Annotated in this window: 14 protein-coding genes; 11 read left to right on the forward strand and 3 right to left on the reverse strand. The window is 54.8% G+C overall.

The window, feature by feature from the left end; all coding sequences use genetic code 11:
• Positions 1 to 13: 13 nt before the first annotated feature.
• Positions 14 to 886: an FISUMP domain-containing protein gene (locus B7994_RS12870; RefSeq protein ID WP_088638872.1), complete on the reverse strand. Its 873-nt coding sequence runs from the start codon at positions 884 to 886 to the stop codon at positions 14 to 16.
• Between the two features lie 68 nt (positions 887 to 954).
• On the opposite strand from B7994_RS12870, the gene B7994_RS12875 reads away from it, so the two are divergent.
• A complete protein-coding gene (locus B7994_RS12875) occupies positions 955 to 1,347 on the forward strand; it encodes an NADH-quinone oxidoreductase subunit A (protein ID WP_088638873.1) in 393 nt (130 codons plus the stop codon).
• 147 nt (positions 1,348 to 1,494) lie between these two features.
• Here the strand turns inward: B7994_RS12875 and B7994_RS12880 are convergent, their stop codons facing one another.
• Positions 1,495 to 2,601, reverse strand: a complete 1,107-nt coding sequence (locus B7994_RS12880; RefSeq protein ID WP_088638874.1) for a hypothetical protein — start codon at positions 2,599 to 2,601, stop codon at positions 1,495 to 1,497.
• 164 nt (positions 2,602 to 2,765) lie between these two features.
• On the opposite strand from B7994_RS12880, the gene B7994_RS12885 reads away from it, so the two are divergent.
• The 4 genes from B7994_RS12885 to B7994_RS12900 all read left to right on the forward strand — a co-directional run bounded on the left by B7994_RS12885 (position 2,766) and on the right by B7994_RS12900 (position 10,220).
• The gene (locus tag B7994_RS12885; protein ID WP_088638875.1) at positions 2,766 to 4,289 is read left to right on the forward strand and encodes a hypothetical protein; all 1,524 of its coding nucleotides are present in this window, start codon (positions 2,766 to 2,768) and stop codon (positions 4,287 to 4,289) included.
• Positions 4,290 to 4,293: 4 nt separating this feature from the next.
• Positions 4,294 to 5,478, forward strand: a complete 1,185-nt coding sequence (locus B7994_RS12890) for a sialate O-acetylesterase (RefSeq protein WP_233143216.1) — start codon at positions 4,294 to 4,296, stop codon at positions 5,476 to 5,478.
• A 118-nt stretch (positions 5,479 to 5,596) separates the two neighbouring features.
• Complete coding sequence (locus tag B7994_RS12895; protein WP_088638876.1) at positions 5,597 to 7,426, forward strand: ATP-binding cassette domain-containing protein; 1,830 nt, start codon at positions 5,597 to 5,599, stop codon at positions 7,424 to 7,426.
• 100 nt (positions 7,427 to 7,526) lie between these two features.
• On the forward strand, positions 7,527 to 10,220 hold the full coding sequence (locus B7994_RS12900) for an Ig-like domain-containing protein (RefSeq protein ID WP_088638877.1): 2,694 nt from the start codon (positions 7,527 to 7,529) through the stop codon (positions 10,218 to 10,220).
• Positions 10,221 to 10,285: 65 nt separating this feature from the next.
• On the opposite strand, the gene B7994_RS12905 is transcribed toward B7994_RS12900, so the two are convergent.
• Entirely contained in the window at positions 10,286 to 11,458 is a 1,173-nt protein-coding gene (locus tag B7994_RS12905; RefSeq protein ID WP_088638878.1) for an acetate/propionate family kinase, read from the reverse strand.
• Between the two features lie 66 nt (positions 11,459 to 11,524).
• Here B7994_RS12905 and B7994_RS12910 point away from each other — a divergent pair, with 66 nt between their 5' ends.
• The 6 genes from B7994_RS12910 (at position 11,525) to B7994_RS12935 (ending at position 18,622) form a co-directional block, all read left to right on the forward strand.
• Entirely contained in the window at positions 11,525 to 12,070 is a 546-nt protein-coding gene (locus B7994_RS12910; protein WP_088638879.1) for a phosphatase PAP2 family protein, read from the forward strand.
• Positions 12,071 to 12,094: 24 nt separating this feature from the next.
• Positions 12,095 to 12,811, forward strand: a complete 717-nt coding sequence (locus tag B7994_RS12915; protein WP_233143217.1) for a histidine phosphatase family protein — start codon at positions 12,095 to 12,097, stop codon at positions 12,809 to 12,811.
• A gap of 38 nt (positions 12,812 to 12,849) precedes the next feature.
• Positions 12,850 to 13,605, forward strand: a complete 756-nt coding sequence (locus B7994_RS12920) for a co-chaperone YbbN (RefSeq protein WP_088638881.1) — start codon at positions 12,850 to 12,852, stop codon at positions 13,603 to 13,605.
• 81 nt (positions 13,606 to 13,686) lie between these two features.
• Entirely contained in the window at positions 13,687 to 15,672 is a 1,986-nt protein-coding gene (locus B7994_RS12925) for an FISUMP domain-containing protein (protein ID WP_088638882.1), read from the forward strand.
• Entirely contained in the window at positions 15,672 to 17,627 is a 1,956-nt protein-coding gene (locus B7994_RS12930; protein WP_088638883.1) for an FISUMP domain-containing protein, read from the forward strand. The genes B7994_RS12925 and B7994_RS12930 overlap by 1 nt, the downstream gene beginning before the upstream one ends.
• Before the next feature lie 14 nt (positions 17,628 to 17,641).
• A complete protein-coding gene (locus B7994_RS12935) occupies positions 17,642 to 18,622 on the forward strand; it encodes an SIR2 family protein (protein ID WP_088638884.1) in 981 nt (326 codons plus the stop codon).
• Positions 18,623 to 18,640 lie beyond the last annotated feature (18 nt).

Raw genomic sequence — 18,640 nt, forward strand, 5'->3', positions numbered from 1 at the left:
TCTTTTTAAACTTCTATTCCTGCACACAGCGCACGTTGTAGGCGCGTTCCGTCCCGGAGCCATTCTGCAACACATGTTCATGGTCGCCATCGTAGTTCTTGACGCGGAAGGAGTTGTTGTTACCGCTTTCTTGTATCCATATGTAGCCTTGGTCGCCGTCATGGCCGAATTCGGTCAATGCGCCGTCGGCGAGTATGAAGCGTCCACCGATACTCCACCATTCGTGTTCCACGGCTGCGTCGAGTGCAGTTACTTCATCGGCGGTGGGGAGTCTCCATCCGGACGGGCAGGCGCGCATGGCGGCGGAGTAGGTGTAGTAGCGCCCGTACTTGGCGCAGTGGTCTTCACCGCCCTCGAGGGAGCAGAAACTGTTGGAGGTCTCGTAGTTCAGGTTTTCCGCCATCCACATTTTGCCTGCGACGTTCTGCAGCTTGTAGTTCTTGCCGTCACGCTTGTCGGTCATCCTGTCGCCGTTGACCTCGGGCGGTTCGGAGGATTCCGAAGACATCTCGATGATAATCTTTTCGCTTGAACTGGATGCGACGGAAGAGGAGGAGGAGTTGAGCCTGGCGTCGCAGTTTTCGTCCCAGCAGAAGATGCCGCTGCTGGGGTAGCTGTACACGACTTCTTCGGAATCGGAGACAAACACCTGCTGGTGCGTCGTGTCCTTAGGACTGGAACTGCCCTTGGCGCTGGAACTGGAGGCCTTTGTGCTGCTGCTGGATTTGGCTTTTTCGGTAGAGGATTTTCCACCCGAGGAATCGGAGGATTCTACGGTTGCTTCACCATCGTCATCGAGCGGGTCCAGACCCTTATCTTTGACAGTACATGCCGCAAAAAGCGAGAAAACACCCAAAACACCCACAAACAGAACGTATTTTTTCATACCCCCAAATATACTTTACAATTGGCAGGGTTAACAGAAAAAACTTTTTTACTATCTTTGATATCACTATGAGCAACGTTGAAATTTTCGACACGACATTTGCCATGACTATCCTTGTCATTTTGGCGCTCTGCATCCCGACCGTCCTCCTCCTTGCCAACTGGTTTTTGCACCCGGGCAAGATCAAGAACGTGCTCATCAAGGGGTCTGCCTACGAGTGCGGCCTTGCCCACGTTTCTGGCACGGCTAACGAGCGCTACCCCGTGAAATACTACCTGGTTGCCATGCTTTTCCTCGTTTTTGACCTGGAAGTGGCGTTCCTCTACCCCTGGACGGTCCAGTTCCTTGCCGGCGGCTGGGAACTCCTGTTCGTACTCCTCGGGTTCCTGTTCATCCTCGAAGCGGGCTATATCTACCTGTACAAGAAGGGTGTGCTCGACTGGACGAGCATCAAGGACTAGAGTTTTTTCGGCTATTCTATCTCAAAATAAAAAGTGCGGATTCCACCGGGAGTCCGCACTTTTTATGTATACAGAAGGGCTCAAAATGCTCTCTTTTGGGTGGTTCGTGCCGTGATTTAAATCACCTTAAAATGCCCGGCGGAAGGTCTAAAACGCTTCTCTAAAGTAGAACGTCATGCCGAGGCTCTTGAAATCCACCCAGGAGAATTCGGCGCGGGCATACAGGCGCTCGCTCTTGTTGAGTGCGAACTTGCCCCCGAACCCGACGGCGCGGTGCCATTTGTTGCGCATGAGCTGGCTGAAATACGGCCCGACCTTGCCGCCTTCGAAGAATATGTCGCCGGCGAGCCTCCAGAAGAGTTCCTTGCGGAGTTCCACCTGCAGCACGGTCGCCTGATTGTCGCGGAAATACTTTGTCTCTACTCCGCGGAAACGCTTGATGCCGTCGGGGCCTGCCATGTACTCGAAGGGCACATCGCCATCGGTGCGCTGCCACAGGAGGGCAACAGCCATCGAAGTGTTCCAGATGGTCTCGCCGTAGGCGCGCAAGTCTAGTTCCTGGTACGTGAACCCGAAGTCACCGAACGCATCGCTGTAGAAACGGTGCTCCCACTGGAAGAGCACGCCGTGTCGCGCCCAGTTGGGGTTGTCGCGCGTGTCGAAAGTGAGGTGGTACCCGAGGGCGTTGCGCCAGCCGTCCGTGTTTGTGGGCTGGACTATTTCGCCGTCGTATTCCCTGAATTCCATCTCGCTGTGGTTGATGTCGAGCACCATGCCGTAGCGGAAGTTCTGGAGTGCCTGCGGGAGCCCGAGGTTCGATTCTACGAGCGCCATGAAGAAAAATGTCTCGCGGTCGAAACTGATGTAGTCGTCGATGTCGACGTCGTTGCCGATGCCAAAGAAGTGCCCGACCCAGTTCTGGTAACGGAAATCGAGCCAGCCCGAAATGCGGTCATGTGCAAGGTAAAAATAGGGCGTGGCTGCAAACTGGAACTGCTTGCGCGTGGAACCGTAGGCGGCGATGTCTATCTCTTGCGAGTTGCCGCCCTTGAACGATGACGGAATAAAGAAGTTCACCATCGCGCCGTACTGGAGCTCCGTCTCTTCGGTATAGCCGAGTACGGGCACGGCACTCCACCACTGGAAATGCGAAGTATCCGCGGCGGCGGAATCCGCGGTTTGCGCCAGGGCGGGCGCCGGAAGCAGTGTCCCGATGAGCATGGCGGCGAGAAATGTCGTTATACGGGTCGTCACATAGGGAAATTTAGTTAAATAATGGCGAAATTTTATCATTTGTCGCAAAATTCGCTCTTTTACATTTTGTAAATAGTTTTTGTTTTGGGGCTTTCTTTTAACGTTTTTTGGAAATTATATTATAAATGGGTGTGGTGTGGGGAATGGTTGGTAAAGGAGACAGAATGAACAAGTTCTTTGGTGCAGCCCTTGCATTTGGGTTGTGTTCGGCTATATCTGCTGAAATTCCCCTTAATTTTGACGTGGAAAATCGCGGCAAGGATCTGGGCGCTACGGCAGGTGAACTCAAGACAAACAACAAATTGCCCGATCCGTTCCAGTTCCATGACGGTTCCAAGGTCACCAAGTATGGCGACTGGAGCAAGCGTCGTAACGAAATCAAGGCGGATATCGAAAAATACGAGATTGGCGACAAGCCGATTCCTTCCGACGTGAGCGCTACCTACAGTGGCGGCACCCTCACGGTGACGGTCAAGGAAGGCGGCAAGACGATGACCATTACCTCCAAGTTCAGTATGCCTTCCGGTAACGGACCGCATCCGATTATCATCGGCATGAACAGCGGTACGGGCTCGCTTTCATCGAGCCTGTTTAGCGGCTTTGTGCAGGTACCCTTCAGCCATGACCAGGTGGCAAAATATTCCATGAACGGCCAGAAGGACACGAACGTGGGCTTCTACAAGTTCTATGGAAACAAGAATTCCAATGGTGACTATTCCGCATGGTCGTGGGGCGTGAGCCGCCTTATCGATGGCCTTGCTTTGATTGCCGACGAATACCACCTCGACATGAGCAAGATTGCGGTCACGGGCTGCTCCTATGCCGGCAAGATGGCCCTCTTCGCGGGCGCCTTCGACGAGCGCGTGACGCTCACCATCGCCCAGGAATCGGGTGGCGGCGGCATCAACTCCTGGCGTACTTCCGATGATTTTGCCAAGCGCGGCACGAACATCGAGAAGATTGACAACACGAACTACAGCTGGTTCATGCAGAGCCTACAGCGTCAGGACCCCTACAAGCTCCCGCACGATCACCATGAACTCATTGCCATGATTGCCCCGCGTGCCGTGATTGCACTTGGCAACCCCGGCTACGAATGGCTCGGCGACGAATCGGGCTACAAGTCCATGATGGCGGCGACCGAAGTGTGGAAGGCCATGGGCATCGAGGACCGCATCGGCTTCGACTTTACCGGCGGCCATGAGCATTGCCAGGCGGCTAGTAGCCAGACTAAGTCCGTGACGGCGTTCGTGGACAAGTTCCTCCGCAACAAGGATGCCAATACCGATATCCACGTGAAGCCCACGAACGGCAAGGGATTCAAGATTGACAACTATGCGGACTGGATAGCCTGGGAAACGCCGACCCTCCCGTACGAGGAAGCGCCCATTGATACGCAGACCGTTGTTCCTCCCGATACGCAGAGCGTTGAACCGCCTCCGTCTTCCCTTGCTAGCGACTGTTCTGCTCCGGCTCTCGGGATGCGCGTGGCTACGGGTCGTCTGGAAGTCACCGGTGCGCCGGATGGTGCACGCGTGAAACTCTACGACGTGCGCGGTAACGTGGTGGCGACGCTGGGTGCGACTGGTGGCGACCTCCCGAAGGTCAAGGGAAGGTTCCTCGCTGTTGTCGAAAGCGCTTCTGGGTCACGTCTCATGACAAAGGCTATCATAAATACCGGATTCTAGAAATATGAACAAAGTAATCTTGACTGCGCAGGCGATGCTGTTTGTGGTTTGGCTCCTTGCCACGGCATGCCTTGCACAGGATCCAAACCTCCATATTTATCTGGCCTATGGGCAGTCCAACATGTCGGGGCAGGCGACTGTTACCGACAAGGACCGCGTGCAGGACCCGCGCTTTCTTGTGCTCCGCGCGGCGAATCATTCGAACCAGAAGGTGGGCGAGTTCTACCCGGCGGCACCCCCGATGGGCCATAGTGCATCCAAGGTCGGCATTGCCGACATTTTTGGGCGTACCATGGTCGCGAACCTCCCGGATAGCATCAAGGTGGCGGTAGCGAACATCGCGATTGGCGGACAGAGCATTGACCTGTTCGACAAGGACCGCAACAAGGCCTACGTGCAGAACGCGAAGAACAAGGGTGATACCTGGTGGATCCAGTATCTGGACGAATACGGTGGCGATGTGTACAAACGCATTGTCGAGATGGGCAAGATTGCCAAGCAGAAGGGCGTCATCAAGGGGTTCCTTTTCCACCAGGGAGAGGCGGACTACCAGATGAACGATTGGCCGAGCCGCGTCAAGAAGGTCTATGACGACCTGATTGCCGAACTGGAACTCGACCCGGAAAAGACCCCGATACTGATTGGTGAACTCGCGCCTACGGGCGACCTGGGCTGGCGTAACGACGCCGTGAAGCAGGCTGCCGACCTTATCCCGAACGGTCACCTGATATCGGCGCAGGGCTGCCCCGCGCTCAAGGAAACGAGCTACACGTTGCACTTTACGCGCGAAGGCTACGAGACGTTCGGCAAGCGCTATGCCGAAACGATGCTTGAGCTTTTGAAGACGATGGAACCGGAAGTTCCCGTAGATACTGCGGTTGCCGATACGCTCCCGCAGGATACCGTCGTGAACGATACCTCTGCAAATGATACGGTTCCGGGAGCCGTGCGCGGCGTAAAAACTCCTTCGGGCATCGCGATGCATGTTACGGGCAAACTCCTCGCGGTTGCCGGTGCGCCTGCCGGAGCGCGGGTCAGGCTGTTCGACATGCAGGGCAACTTGCTCGGCGTGCTCGGTGCGCAGGGTGGCGCCATGCCGCAAATTCGTGCGGGTCGCGTGCTGGCTATCGTCGAAAGTGCTGGTGGCAAGCGCCTCTTGACCAGGGCGTTCAACGTCACTGAATTCTAGATGAATCCTGAATGCTGCGCCGGAACTTGGCGCTAAGCGTAGGTTTGTAATGATGCCGTGCGTAGCCGCACGGCATTCTTGCTATAACAGGGTCCTAAATTTTTTAAATTATGTGCAGATGCCTATCCTGTCTGCACAGAACATCTCCCTGCGCTTTAGCGGCCCGCCGCTCTTGGACAACGCCTCGTTCGACATCGAGGCGGGCGAGCGCATTTGCCTTGTGGGCCGTAACGGCGAAGGCAAGAGCACGCTGCTCAAGATAATCCAGGGCGAGATGGGCATGGACAGTGGCGAAATCGTGAAGCGCACCGGCCTGAAGGTTTCCCGCATGGTGCAGGAAATCCCGGCCCACATGGAAGGCACCGTGCGCGACGTAGTGATGGCAGGCATTGCGCAGGACGGCCACCACGATGCCCACGCTGAGGCAATACTTGGCAAGACGGGCATCGCGGCCGACGCTTTGTTCGACGGTCTTTCCGGCGGGCAAAAGCGTCGCGTGCTGTTCGCACGGGCCGTCGCCGAGAACCCGGACTTGCTCCTGCTCGATGAGCCTACGAACCATCTGGACATTCCTGCAATACAATGGCTGGAAGGCATCGTTTCGCGCCTGGAATGTGCGGTGCTTTTTGTGAGCCACGACCGCGCCTTTGTGCGCCGTGTGGCGACCCGCATCTTTGAACTTGACCGCGGGCGTGTGCGCACATGGAATTACCCGTACGACAAGTTCGTGCAGTTCAGGGATCAGGCCCTCGCCGAAGAAGAGAAGGCCAACAAGCTTTTTGACAAGCGCCTTGCCGAAGAAGAAGTCTGGATACGCAAGGGAATCCAGGCACGCCGTACCCGCAACGAGGGGCGCGTGCGTGCGCTCATCAAGATGCGGCAGGAACGTGCGGAAAGGCGCACGCGGACCGGATCGGTGAACATGCAGATTACCGAAGCCGAGCGATCCGGTCGCCTCGTAGCCCGCCTCACCGACGTGAGCTTTGCCTACGAGGGCGCCCCGTTGATATCGCATTTCAGTACCGAAGTCTCCCGCGGGGACCGCATCGGCATTGTTGGCCTGAACGGTTCCGGCAAGACGACCCTCCTCAAGCTTATCCTCGGCGAAATCCAGCCCGACGAAGGCGAAATCCGTCTGGGCACGAACCTGCAGATTGCCTACTTCGACCAGATGCGCACCCGCCTGCGCGAAGACAAGAGCCTCGTGGAGAACGTGGGTGACGGTCAGGCCTACATTACGCTCAACGGCGTGCGTCGCCATGTGCTGAGCTACCTGCAAGATTTCCTCTTCTCGGCGGAACGTGCCCGCGGGCCCATCAGCGCCTTGAGCGGCGGCGAACGCAACCGCCTGCTGCTCGCCTGCCTGTTCAGCCATCCGAGTAACGTGCTCGTGCTCGACGAACCCACGAATGACCTGGACATGGAAACGCTCGACCTCTTGGCCGAACTTTTGGCCGATTACAACGGCACGGTTATCGTCGTAAGCCACGATAGAGCCTTCCTGGATTCTGTGGCTACGGGCATTTTTGCCATAGAAGAGGGCGGAAACGTGTTCGAAGCCGTCGGCGGGTACACAGATTACGAGAATAACCGCAAGATTCGCGAAAAAGAAGCGGCCAATGCAGCGAGAATTGCCGAAGAAAGGGCGAGTTTACAGAAAAACTCGGGCTCGGGACTGCCGAGTTCGGTGAAAAATGCACCTCTTGACCAGAATTCTGTAAAGAAAAAGAAACGTAGTTATAACGAAGAACGCGAATACGCGGCACTTCCCGAAAAAATAGAGAAACTGGAATCCGAAATTGCCGGTTTTCAGGCCGAACTTGCCAAGCCGGAAGTCTATACCGACGCAAAACGCATAGTCGAACTGCAGAAGGAACTGGCTGACCGCGAGTCGGAGCTCGAAAAAGCCTACGAAAGGTTCGGGGAACTTGACGCCCTAGGTGGATAATATATCCAAAAAAAGTGGCTAGGGGTACTTGTGCGCTAAGTCACAAAATATTATTTTCTTACTTGTAGATTATCCAATTGAACTTGAAAGGGGGAACGTCATGAACGTGAAACTTTCTATACTCGCTCTTGCCCTGTTTGGGGGTATGGCTGCCGCTGTCACTCCGGTTTGGAGCATTACGGACGGCAATGGACCGGATATTCATCCGTATGGCAAGAATTGGTACCCGTTTGTGAGCATCAAGGATTCCACAGTCTCGGCAGACACTGCAACATTGTCGAATGCTAGGGCCCTTATCCTGTCGGTGAGTAAGACAAAGGAGAGCTCTGCCGGTGTCGCCTTTGCGTGGGCCAAGGACGACGGTATCAAGGACCTGAGTGCATACGCGGGCGTGTGCCTCACCTATACGGCAAGCGCACCCTTCCGCCTGGACTTCAAGCAGTCCAACATCACGGACTATAACTACAACGGCGTCATTGTTCCGGCGCAGTCTTCGTTTAATACGGTCTACTTCCCGTTTAGCGAATTCGAGCAGGAGGACTGGGGTGACGACACGAATGTGAAGAGATTCGACCTTACGAAGCAGACTGGCGTGCAGTTTGTCTACAAGAAGTCGCTTGCTGTGGAAAGCGGCAAGACAGGGAATACCATCAAGGTTTCTGCAATCGCTTTCGGTTCTTCGTGCGAGAACCATGCCCCGAGTCTCAAGACGGGCGTGAAGGCTAATGATGCGGATAACCTCCTGGAAGGCGACGTGTACGAGGTTGTCCTCAAGGATATCTTCGAGGATGAGGACGGTGATGAACTGAACATTACCCTTGCGAAGGACGACAGTATTGTCGAGATAGACGCCATGAGGAGCTACCCGCTTTCTGGTACCGTGAAACTGAAGAGCGTACCGAACCCCAAGACGGGCTCGACCTCCACGATTACGTTTACGGCCAAGGATGGCGCAGGCCTTTCGGCTACCTACAAGCTTGTCCTGACGCTCGAAGACCGCAAGAACGCTCCGGTCGCCGTGGATGACAGCTATACGGTGGACGAGGACTCTAAGCTGACCGTTTCTTCTGCAAAGGGCGTACTCCGCAACGACTACGATGACGACGATGGGGATAATTCGGGGCTTACGGCTACGCTTGACGAGACGACGTCACACGGAGTGCTTGACTTCAAGGGTAGCGGCTTCACCTATACTCCCGATCCGGATTTCTATGGCGAAGATACCTTTACCTACCATGTGACCGATGGTGATCTCCTCGATAGTGAGCCTGCAACCGTGACCATCACGGTGAAGAATGTGGAAGACCCCGCGACGCTTACTATCAACCAGCCGTTCTTCTATGTGGGTTCTCTTGACGAAGACGCCATTAATTTCGAGGACGGTGTCAAGGTTGCCGAGGATTTTGAGGACTTTGACATCTTTATCCCGCTGGGAAATCTCGAGTTCTCCGATCCCGATGTGTTGACGCCCAACTTCCCGCTCCAAGTGGCAAGTGCCAAGGGCGTTGTCAATGTGGCATACACGAAGGTTTCCGGCAACCACGCCATTTCTGTGAGCGCCGTGCCCAATGCGAACGGCAAGGATGTCATCAAGCTCTTTACGATCGATGGCAAGGATACCGTGGGTATCGATATCCCGATCGAAGTCGAAAAGGTTGCGGACAAGCCGGTTGCGGTCGCCGATGCCTACGACATGGCGCAGGATACGGTGAATGCGGTTTCTGCTAAGCAGGGCGTACTTGCCAACGACTTCAACCCCGATGGCGAATCCGTGCTGAAGGCCTACCTCTTCGAAGATGCGGATGAGGGTAAGGTCAAGCTCGCGACTGACGGCTCCTTCACCTATGAAGTCGGAGATTTCGATGGCGAGGATGTCTTTACCTACTTCGTGGTCAATGCTGAAGGCGATACGTCGGAGGTCGTGGCCGTAACGCTCACTGTGAAATACAGGAACCGCGGTCCGCAGGTTCTCGCGGGTGTTGCGGATACTGCTGGCAACCGTGTTGCTGGCCTGAAGGAAGATTTTAATAACTCCATCATGTTCAAGGGAGTCGAAGTGAAAAGCTGGTTCGAGGACCCCGAAGGCGACGAGATTACCTTGAAGGCGGTTAATTCCGATAGCCTGCTGAATGTCACCATCAACACTCTCGGTGCCATTACGATCAAGTCTGTGAAGAATGCCTGCGGTGAGACGACGCTCGATGTGATTGCGACTGACACCCAGAAGAACTCTACAACCCTCTCCATCCCGGTCTCGATTACCTGCGTGAACGATGCCCCGATGCGTATTGGCGGTGCGGTCGATACGGTACTTGAACCGCCTAGCGGCTGGCGCGAGGCCTTCTATGTGTTCGATGTCTTCGAGGACCCGGATGATTCTGTCCTTACCATGTCGGTCTCCACGCCGGATAAGGAGAAGGTCGTGAATGCGGTGGTCGAAGGCGACAGCCTTATCTTCCAGCTGTTCGACGAACAGCGCTACCTGCAGAACTTTGTCCCGTATACCGTCAAGGTTACCGCGACGGATGAAGCCGGCGAAAAGGCGATTGCCAAGACGTTCATCTTCATGGTGGGCGAAAAGGCTGGCATCCAGCAGGTTGCCACCGCCACCAAGCTTGGCTGGCAGGGTGCAATCGGTGCCGAACGCGGCATGGCGGCTATCTTCGACATGCAGGGCCGCGTGATGTGGAAGCATGCCCTCCCGGTAAGCGAGGCGCAGGTGCGTAACGCTGCCGCGAAGGTGCAGGGCCGCAAGATCCTGATGGTGAACAAGCAGACCTGGACCATCAAGTAGACTTTGGTTAATAATGAGAAAGGCTCCGCAAAAGCGGAGCCTTTTCTGTAATGCTTTGATGTCGCTTATTTCACCAGCGCTTCAGTATCCAGAGCAATCAGCAGTTCTTCGTTCGTCGCGACGACCATAGCGGTTGGCGTGCCGTCCTTGCTGATGATATGGCCGGAGTTCTTGCCGTTGTCCTCGTTGCGGGCGTCGTCAATCTGGTAGCCGAGCAGGGCGAGGTTTTCCATGACCGTCTTGCGGACGAGCCTGCTGTTTTCGCCGATACCGCCGGTGAACACGAGCGCGTCGATGCGTGGGAGAGCCATGGCGATGCCGCCGATTTCGCGGGTGAGCTTGTAGCAGAACGTCTCGATTGCGATCTGGGCGCCAACGTTACCTTCGCTTGCGGCCTGTGTGAGTGTACGCATGTCGTTGCTGAGTCCGGAAAGGCCGAGCAGGCCGGATTCCTTGTTCACGAGCTTGTCGAGGCGGTCGATGTCGTAGCCGTACTTTTTGCTGATGAAGAAGAGGATGGCCGGGTCGAGGCTGCCGGAGCGCGTACCCATGATGAGGCCGTCGAGCGGGGAGAAGCCCATGGTGGTGTCGGCGCACTTGCCGTTCAGGATTGCAGAGCAGCTGGAACCGTTGCCGAGGTGGGCCGTGATGAAGCAGCATTCCTCCGGCTTCTTGCCGAGGATCTTGGCGGCTTCTGCGGTAACGAAGCGGTGGCTCGTGCCGTGGAAGCCGTAACGGCGGATGGCATCATTTTCGTAGAACTTGTAGGGAATGCCGTAAAGGAATGCCTTGCGGGGCATCGTCTGGTGGAATGCTGTATCGAATACCGCCACCTGCGGGAGCTTGGGGAAGAACTTTACGGCGCATTCCATGCCGGTCGCGTGTGCGGGTTCGTGCAGCGGGGCGAACAGCGTGATGCTACGGATGTAGTCGATGACTTCCTGCGAGACCTTTTCGCTCTTGATGTACTTGCCGCCGTGCACCACGCGGTGACCGATGGCTTCGATGGAGTCGATCAGTTTCTGTTCGCCGAGGAACTTTTGGACTTCGGCAACGGCTTCGGCGTGCGTGGGACATTCGAAGTTGAAGTCGATTTTGCCTTCGGGGCCCTTTGCCTTGATATGGCCGTCTACGCCGATATTTTCGACGAGGCCGCTCGAGATGGATTCCTTTGTCTGGGTGTCGATGACGGCGAATTTCACCGAGGAACTGCCGCAATTAAGAACGAGTACGCGCATATTGCTTCCTTTATAATTTTTTCTTGCATTCAAATAATAGGAATTTTATTAACTACATTTAATTTGATGCTCAAGAAAATCGCAGATTTTGACAACCGTGTTTCGGTGTGCTGGACCAACCGGCATTTTTCGGCGAAGACCGACCGCTGGCTCAAGTTTTATGTTCGCCTTGGGGATGGCTACATCTGGGCGCTGTTTGTACTGTTCATTATTTGGCGAGTCGGGCTCGACAACTTCTTGCCGATTCTGTGGCAGGCGCTGACATCGCTTGCGGTGAGCCTTATCCTGTACGAGGTCGTGAAACTCGGTACCAAGAGGCCGCGGCCGTTCGCTGCGAACCCGCAGATCAAGGCCGAGGTCCCGCCGCTCGACAAGTACAGCTTTCCTTCGGGACACACGATGAACAACCTCGCGGTGGCATCGACTGTGCTCTATGCGGTTCCGCAGTATGGCTGGGTCATGATGCTCCTGCCGCTCACGTGGGGCCTGTTGCGCGTGTACTATGGTGTGCATTGGCTATCGGATATTGTCTGCGGATTTTTCCTTGGCATATTGAGCTTTGTTATCGGGCATGCCGTCTGGATCCCGATTTCCGGGGCGATTGGCGCCTGATGCGCTGATCCGCTTTTTCTGGCTATGGATTTTGTAAAGGCGCCTACATTCTTCTCTACGCTCGGGCCCGACGAACGCGTCTACCTCTTGATTCGTCATGGGGAACGCCGGCACATTACGCCCGAAGATCCTGATTTCGGTGCGCACGTAGGCCTTACCGACAAGGGCCGCGAACAGGCTTTGAACCTTGGCAAGTGCATCTCGCCCGAGGGCGATATTGTCTTTTTCTCTAGCCCGGTCGGGCGTTGCGTAGAGACTGCACAGTGTATAGGCAGGGGCCGTGCATCGGTCCGATGCATGTCGCAGGTAGGGAACGCCTCGCAGGATTCAAGTGCGCCGCATGTAGAACCGCTTGACTGCCTGGCGGAATACTTTGTACAGAATTACGATGAGTACATGAAGGTACTGCGAGCAGGGTTTTACGAAGGCATTTGCGCTTGGCTCGCAAGCGAGGCCGCAGGCAACCCGCGTGGCGACAAGGAGGCATTTGCCCCGCTGTCTGCCCGTTCCGAAGAAATGCTTGCGATGATGCTCGAGAAGGGAGTGGGGCGTTTCAATATCTTCGCGACGCATGACGCCTGGGTGGTCCCGTGCCTCACGCACTTCTGCAAGATGCGATTTACGCCTCAGCGCTGGATGAACTACCTCACCGGAATGGCCGTCGTCACCGGCCCGGAAGGTGATACGCCCCGCCGCATTGTTCCCGTGACAGCGCTTGAAACCGGCTGGCTAGAGTTCTAGGCACCGGTTTGCAATAGCTTTTTCCTATATTCTCCCACATGAAACGGATATTTTTTATAGCACTCGCCTGTGCGGCCATGTTGGCATCGGCAGCCGAGGACATCAAGATTGTCAAGGTCAACGACAGTAACTTCGAGAAGGAAGTTCTGCAGTCCAAGAAGCCGGTGATTCTGGATATCACTTCCACGAGTTGCCCGCCGTGCCTCATCATGATACCTACACTTATCGGTATCGCGAAGAACTATCCCGACATCAAGATTGCGACGGTCGGCATTGACGAGCCGGGCATCGACAAGATAAAGGCCTCGCTCCCGATTCAGGCGTTTCCGACGTTCTTTATGGTGCGAGACGGCAAGATTATCGACCAGCTAGTGGGTGCCGTGAAGGAGGAGGAACTCTTGAGTGCACTCAAGTACACGCCGAGTCCACTTGCGAAGGCGGCCAAGCCGAAGAAGGTGAAGAACGCACACAGAAATCTCGTGTGCAAGACTCCGGGACAGTTCAACGGGCTCAAGAACATGGTGACTATCTCGTTCGTGTTCGGCGATTACGAAATCGAGAACGCAGACATCGTGACGGACGTATTCGTGCCGCCCGAGATGGAAAGCCGCCGCATGCAGATGATGGAACACGTGCGCGCGAGCGGGAAGGGCGAGGTGACCCCGACGATGACGGGTTTCCAGATCCACATCGACAACAACTGCCGATTCATGAAGGCGATGGACATGAAGCGTATTTCCACCTACGGCGAGATGCGTGCGGGCCTCGAACTGCAGGGATTTACCTGTAATTAACTGCTCCCGTTTTGTGGAGCGGGCCCAATTATTTTTATCTTGTCTATAGATAAATTGTTGCAAAGAAGGCAAGGGGTGAGAATGAGATTTTCGTGGTTAGGGCTTATTGCATGCCTAGTCCTCTGGGCGTGCGGTTCGGATGAACCGTCCAATTACGGCGGTACAACCAAACCCGCCGATGCCGAATTGATTGAGGATGAAGGGGATGAACCGGGCGAAAAGTCGGAACCCGAAGAGAAGAGGGATACGACTGACAAGGAATACTACATCAAGTCGAACCTGGAAGCGACCGGGGATTTCTCGGTAGACTCGGTATACGACAAGAATACAAGTTCCTATACCTACAGGATCCGTACGGGCAACATCGTATGGTACTCGCAAAGGGTGACGAAAAAGGCAATGGGGGACGAGAGTATATGCTACGGCGAGCAGGACAGCAACTGTAGCGATTACGGGCGCCTGTTCCTAGCGACGGACTTTCATACCGAGTTTGCCTGCCCCGACAGCACGCGCCTGCCCTCGACAAGGGAATGGAACCTTCTGGAAAGTTACCGCGCCAAGTATGCCGTAATCGACACGCTGATGGCCCTCGAGTATGGCGGCACCTGCGAAAAGGATAGCGTGCTCAAGTGCTCCGGCATCGATACGACGGGCTACTACCTGACAGCGGACGGAAAGGTCTATGTGAGGAAGAAGGACAGTGAAAAGGCTTCGTTCATCAAGGCGAAGGATTCCAGCTTCTACAATATCCGCTGCGTGGGCTACCCGGACTTTGTAGAGTCGAAAAAGGAATTGCCTCCTTGTGATACTGCATTGTACGTGCCGGCGCGGATTTACGTGTTCAGCGAAAAGGAGAACTACCGCTGCTATCCGGGAAACGGGGGGTGGCACCCGGACTTTAGCGAAAGCTGCCCCGAGGGGGGCAAGTCCATAGTCTATCACGACACGATGATGATCTGCCTGAGCAACATCTGGCAATTGGCGGACATAGACTATTCGCCCGACTCGTGTACCGCCAAGACCAAGGATTCACTTGTCTGGTTCAACGGCATAAACTACTACTGCACGGGAGAATCCTGGCGCAGGCTCACGCCGCTGGAGGATTCCATCGGGGTCTGCAACCAGAGGAAGGCCGGGGTCAACGACACGGTGTTCTCGGGAGTCGATATAGAACTGTACCACTGCGATAGCAACGAATGGAGAGAGGCCGTATTCGACGACTATGTGGGGCGCTGCGACGACAGTTCTACGGTGCACATGAACGATACGATTGAGTTCAAGTACGTACGCTATATTTGCCGCGGGAAGGGCTGGACGCGCTACACCGACCTGGAAGAACGCTTTGGCGTATGTACCCCCGAAAAGTTGTTTATGCTCGAAAATGGTACCTACGATATCGAAAACAGGAAAATGGAATTCCTGTGCGACACTTCGGGCTGGGTTAAGTACACGGCGACTACCGTGATTGGCAAGTGTGACGCTTCTAATGCTGGATCAGTCGCCTTGTATAGGGACCTGTATTATGAATGCAGTTTTTCAAGATGGAACTATGCAGAGCGGTTGCAAAATACTTATGACAGCGTGCTTGTCTGTAGCCCCAAAAACGACGGACACGTAATAAACGCAGAGGATAATCCATTGGAACCGTATATGAAGGTTGTCCAGTGTCATTACAATTCGGTTACTGATAAGTTGATGTCTCTGCTGACTGCATTCCCTAAATGTTATAAGGAAGACGAAGGCAAGGTTCACTCTGAAGGGTCTAGGCAGTTCTACTGTGGGGGAGCCGGTTACTGGCACGATTACTTCGACGACCTGCCCCTGTGTACGACAAGGAATATCGGTGAACTCGCCACGTCGAAGGACTACGGCCGGGTTGCCTGCACGGAAAGGGGCTGGCGCAATATTTCGGACCTTGAAGCCAAATACGGCGTGTGTTCCAAGCGTAACGAATATACCTTCAAGGAAGATGGTGAGGAACGGTTTATCTGCCTCCAGGAGAACTGGCGCAGGTACAAGGATCCGAGTACCTTCCGCATACAGGGGAAAGCAGGGGAGGATAAGTAATGAATACCGTCAAGAAGACTCTCCTTGCCTCCTGTGGCTTTGCAATTGCAGTGGCGCTGTATGCCTGCAGTGACGAAGAATCAGATTTTTTGAGCAATCGCGACGATGTAGGAGCCGAAAGCAGCAGTAGCAACTCGAAGGGCTCCGGCACGAAGGGTTCCAGCAGCAGCGTCGAAACCATTGTCGACATAAAGGATGGCCCCATCAGCGAAACGGATTCCATCGACTTGAGCGAGTACGGTCAGGACGATGCCGTTGTAGACAGGGACGGCGGCAAGGTCTATAACCTGATGACCTCGGGAATCGACGTCTGGACTCTTGAAAACCTCGACAGCAAGGCGGCGCACCCGACAAGCGGCTGCTACGATTATGCGGATTCCCTGTGCAGGGATTACGGAAGGCTGTACCTCGACGATGACGATGCGGCAGAACTCTGCCCCGACGGTTTCGAGATACCCCGCGCTGTTGACTACAGGTTGCTGCTAGAATCCAAGGACGACTACAAGCCTGTATATGCCGGCAGCTGCGAGATAGAGAAGAACAACATGCTTGCCTGCACGGGAATCAACGATACGGCCTTCTACATGACGAGCGATGACAGTATCGTTGTCGTTCCGAAAAAAGGGTCTTGGACAGTGATGAGGGACGACGGGCGCTTGGGCAGCGTGCGGTGTATCAAGCGGCAGTCGATTACCGATAAGAAAAAGAATTTGCGCGATTGTTCGGATGGCTATTACGGACGGACTGTCTATGTCATTGAAAGTGATTCCACCTTCGAGTGTAAGGCGGGCGAGTGGAAGCTTATCGCGGGGTATCCATGCGAAGATGGCGAGACGTACCTTTATAGGGGCCGGTCGGATACCCTGTATGTTTGTTCTGATAACATGTGGATGGTGGCCGGGCTGAAGGATATCGGCAGGCCCTGCCTAAATGACAATAGGCACGAGGTCGTGCTATTGAGCGGAATGCACTACGCCTGTTCCGATTCCGGTTGGGTTGCCCTGAGATACCCTGCCACGGAACTGGGCGAATGCTATGCCGATCTCTTTGGGTCTGTTGTCAAGCTCGATTCCAATACCACGTTTATCTGCAGGAATACGGGGCGGTGGGAGCGCGCCACTGCCACCGATATATATGGCTTATGCATGGAAGAATTGGATGGAGTCATAGTCAAAATCGATTCCACTCAGTATTTCTGTTCTGTAAAGAGGTATGAAAGCCTTATAGGTTTCCGGTTTACCTGGGATTCGGACTATGAGAATGCCAATAGCGCGAGCGGCTTCTGTACGGACGAACGTTTTGGGGATACCACTCTTTACAATGACAACTATTACAGGTGTACATCGAATAATATGTGGCAACCCCTCGACAACACGATGGTTCTGCCCAAGTGCGATTCTACCCGGTGGGATACGACGGCGTATGTGGGCCGTAAGGAATACCTGTGTAACCGCTACGCTCAAAAGTGGCAAGAAGTTGAACGCGAACTTTTTAACGGACAGGCGGATTCCGTGTCGTGCTCGATTGAGGAATTCGGTAATATATACGAGCGCGGTTTTCACATGTATATCTGCAAGCTGAATAACAAAAACTTATTCGCCTTCCAGTCGGTATCTGAAATTGAAATGAAATACGGTGCATGTGGCCTGGATACGACATACGTGATTGATGAAGATTCAATCGCCTATGTTTGTACTAACGGAAAATGGGACAAGCGTAAGCTGAATGAATATGAAAAAATGTTTGGTATTTGCCCGCGGGATACGACTTATCAGGTTCCCCAAGATACCGCGATATACACTTGCAATATGGGCTATTGGATGGAATACGTGTTGAACGAATACGAAAGGAAATTAGGTATTTGCCCACGCGATACGACTTATCAGGTTTCCGAAGATACCGTGGTTTACACTTGCAATGATGGCGACTGGTCGGAATATGTGACGGACGACTAAAGGAGTACATGGCTATGGATACTACATCGGGTACATACCGCCGCATCTTTGTGCTGGGCTCCGGCTTCAGCAAGTCTTTCTGCCCGCAGATGCCCACGCTCCGCGACCTGAACGAGCATATTCCCTTCGGCATTCCGGACGAGTTCCCGCACCTGCGCGAATACTGCACGCGTTTTTTGGAACTGTGCAACAGCCAGCCGGATTACCTGGACATCGAGCGGCTTTCGACCTCGATACTTTCGGCGCAGATTTTCCCTGGCGTGCGCGAAAGCCTGTACCATTCGAGCCTGCGGTTCGAACTGCTGCGGTTTATCGCAAACGAGATTCGGCATGACCGCGCGGTGGATGATGACTGCGCGGCGGTGCTCCGCAAGTTCCTTTCGGGTTGCGAGAACTGCCCGGGCGAGGGCGTGCGCGATACGCTACTGCTATCGTTCAACTACGATACGCTTATCGAGGATGTGATTGCGGCCGACCCGGAGATGAGTTCCCGCGTGGCGGTGGATTACGGCGTGCGTATCGACCCTGCGGACCGGAGTGCGGTACGTGCCCCGCGGACGCTCACGGTTGACCTCATCAAGTTGCATGGTTCGCTCAACTGGTACCCGGTGAAGGGAGCCTCGGACCCGCTCGACCTCAAGAACGTGTGCCAGGTGGAGCCCTGCGACCGGAGTTTCCCCATCTACCGCGAAGACACGCCCATCTACATCCCGATGGCGCACGCGAAGGAATCCTTCTTGCGCGGGAGCCTTTTCAACCTGCTTTGGAGCAAGGCGGATTACTACCTGAAAAATGCCGACGAAATCTACTTCCTGGGCTACGGGTTCCCGAAAACGGACATGAACAATTTGGAATTCCTGCTCCGGCACCGCGAACGCTTCAAGAAGGTGGTCGTTTTCGAGCCGGAAAATTCCCCTGTGCTGGAGCGGTTACGCAGGCTGCTCGGCAACTTGGTCGAAAGTCGCGACGCGAAGGAATACCTCGCGAATTTCTAGAAAAAAAACGGTAACACT

Origin of the sequence: Fibrobacter sp. UWR2, from assembly GCF_002210285.1 — a bacterium.
In the GTDB taxonomy this organism is placed as follows: Bacteria; Fibrobacterota; Fibrobacteria; order Fibrobacterales; family Fibrobacteraceae; genus Fibrobacter.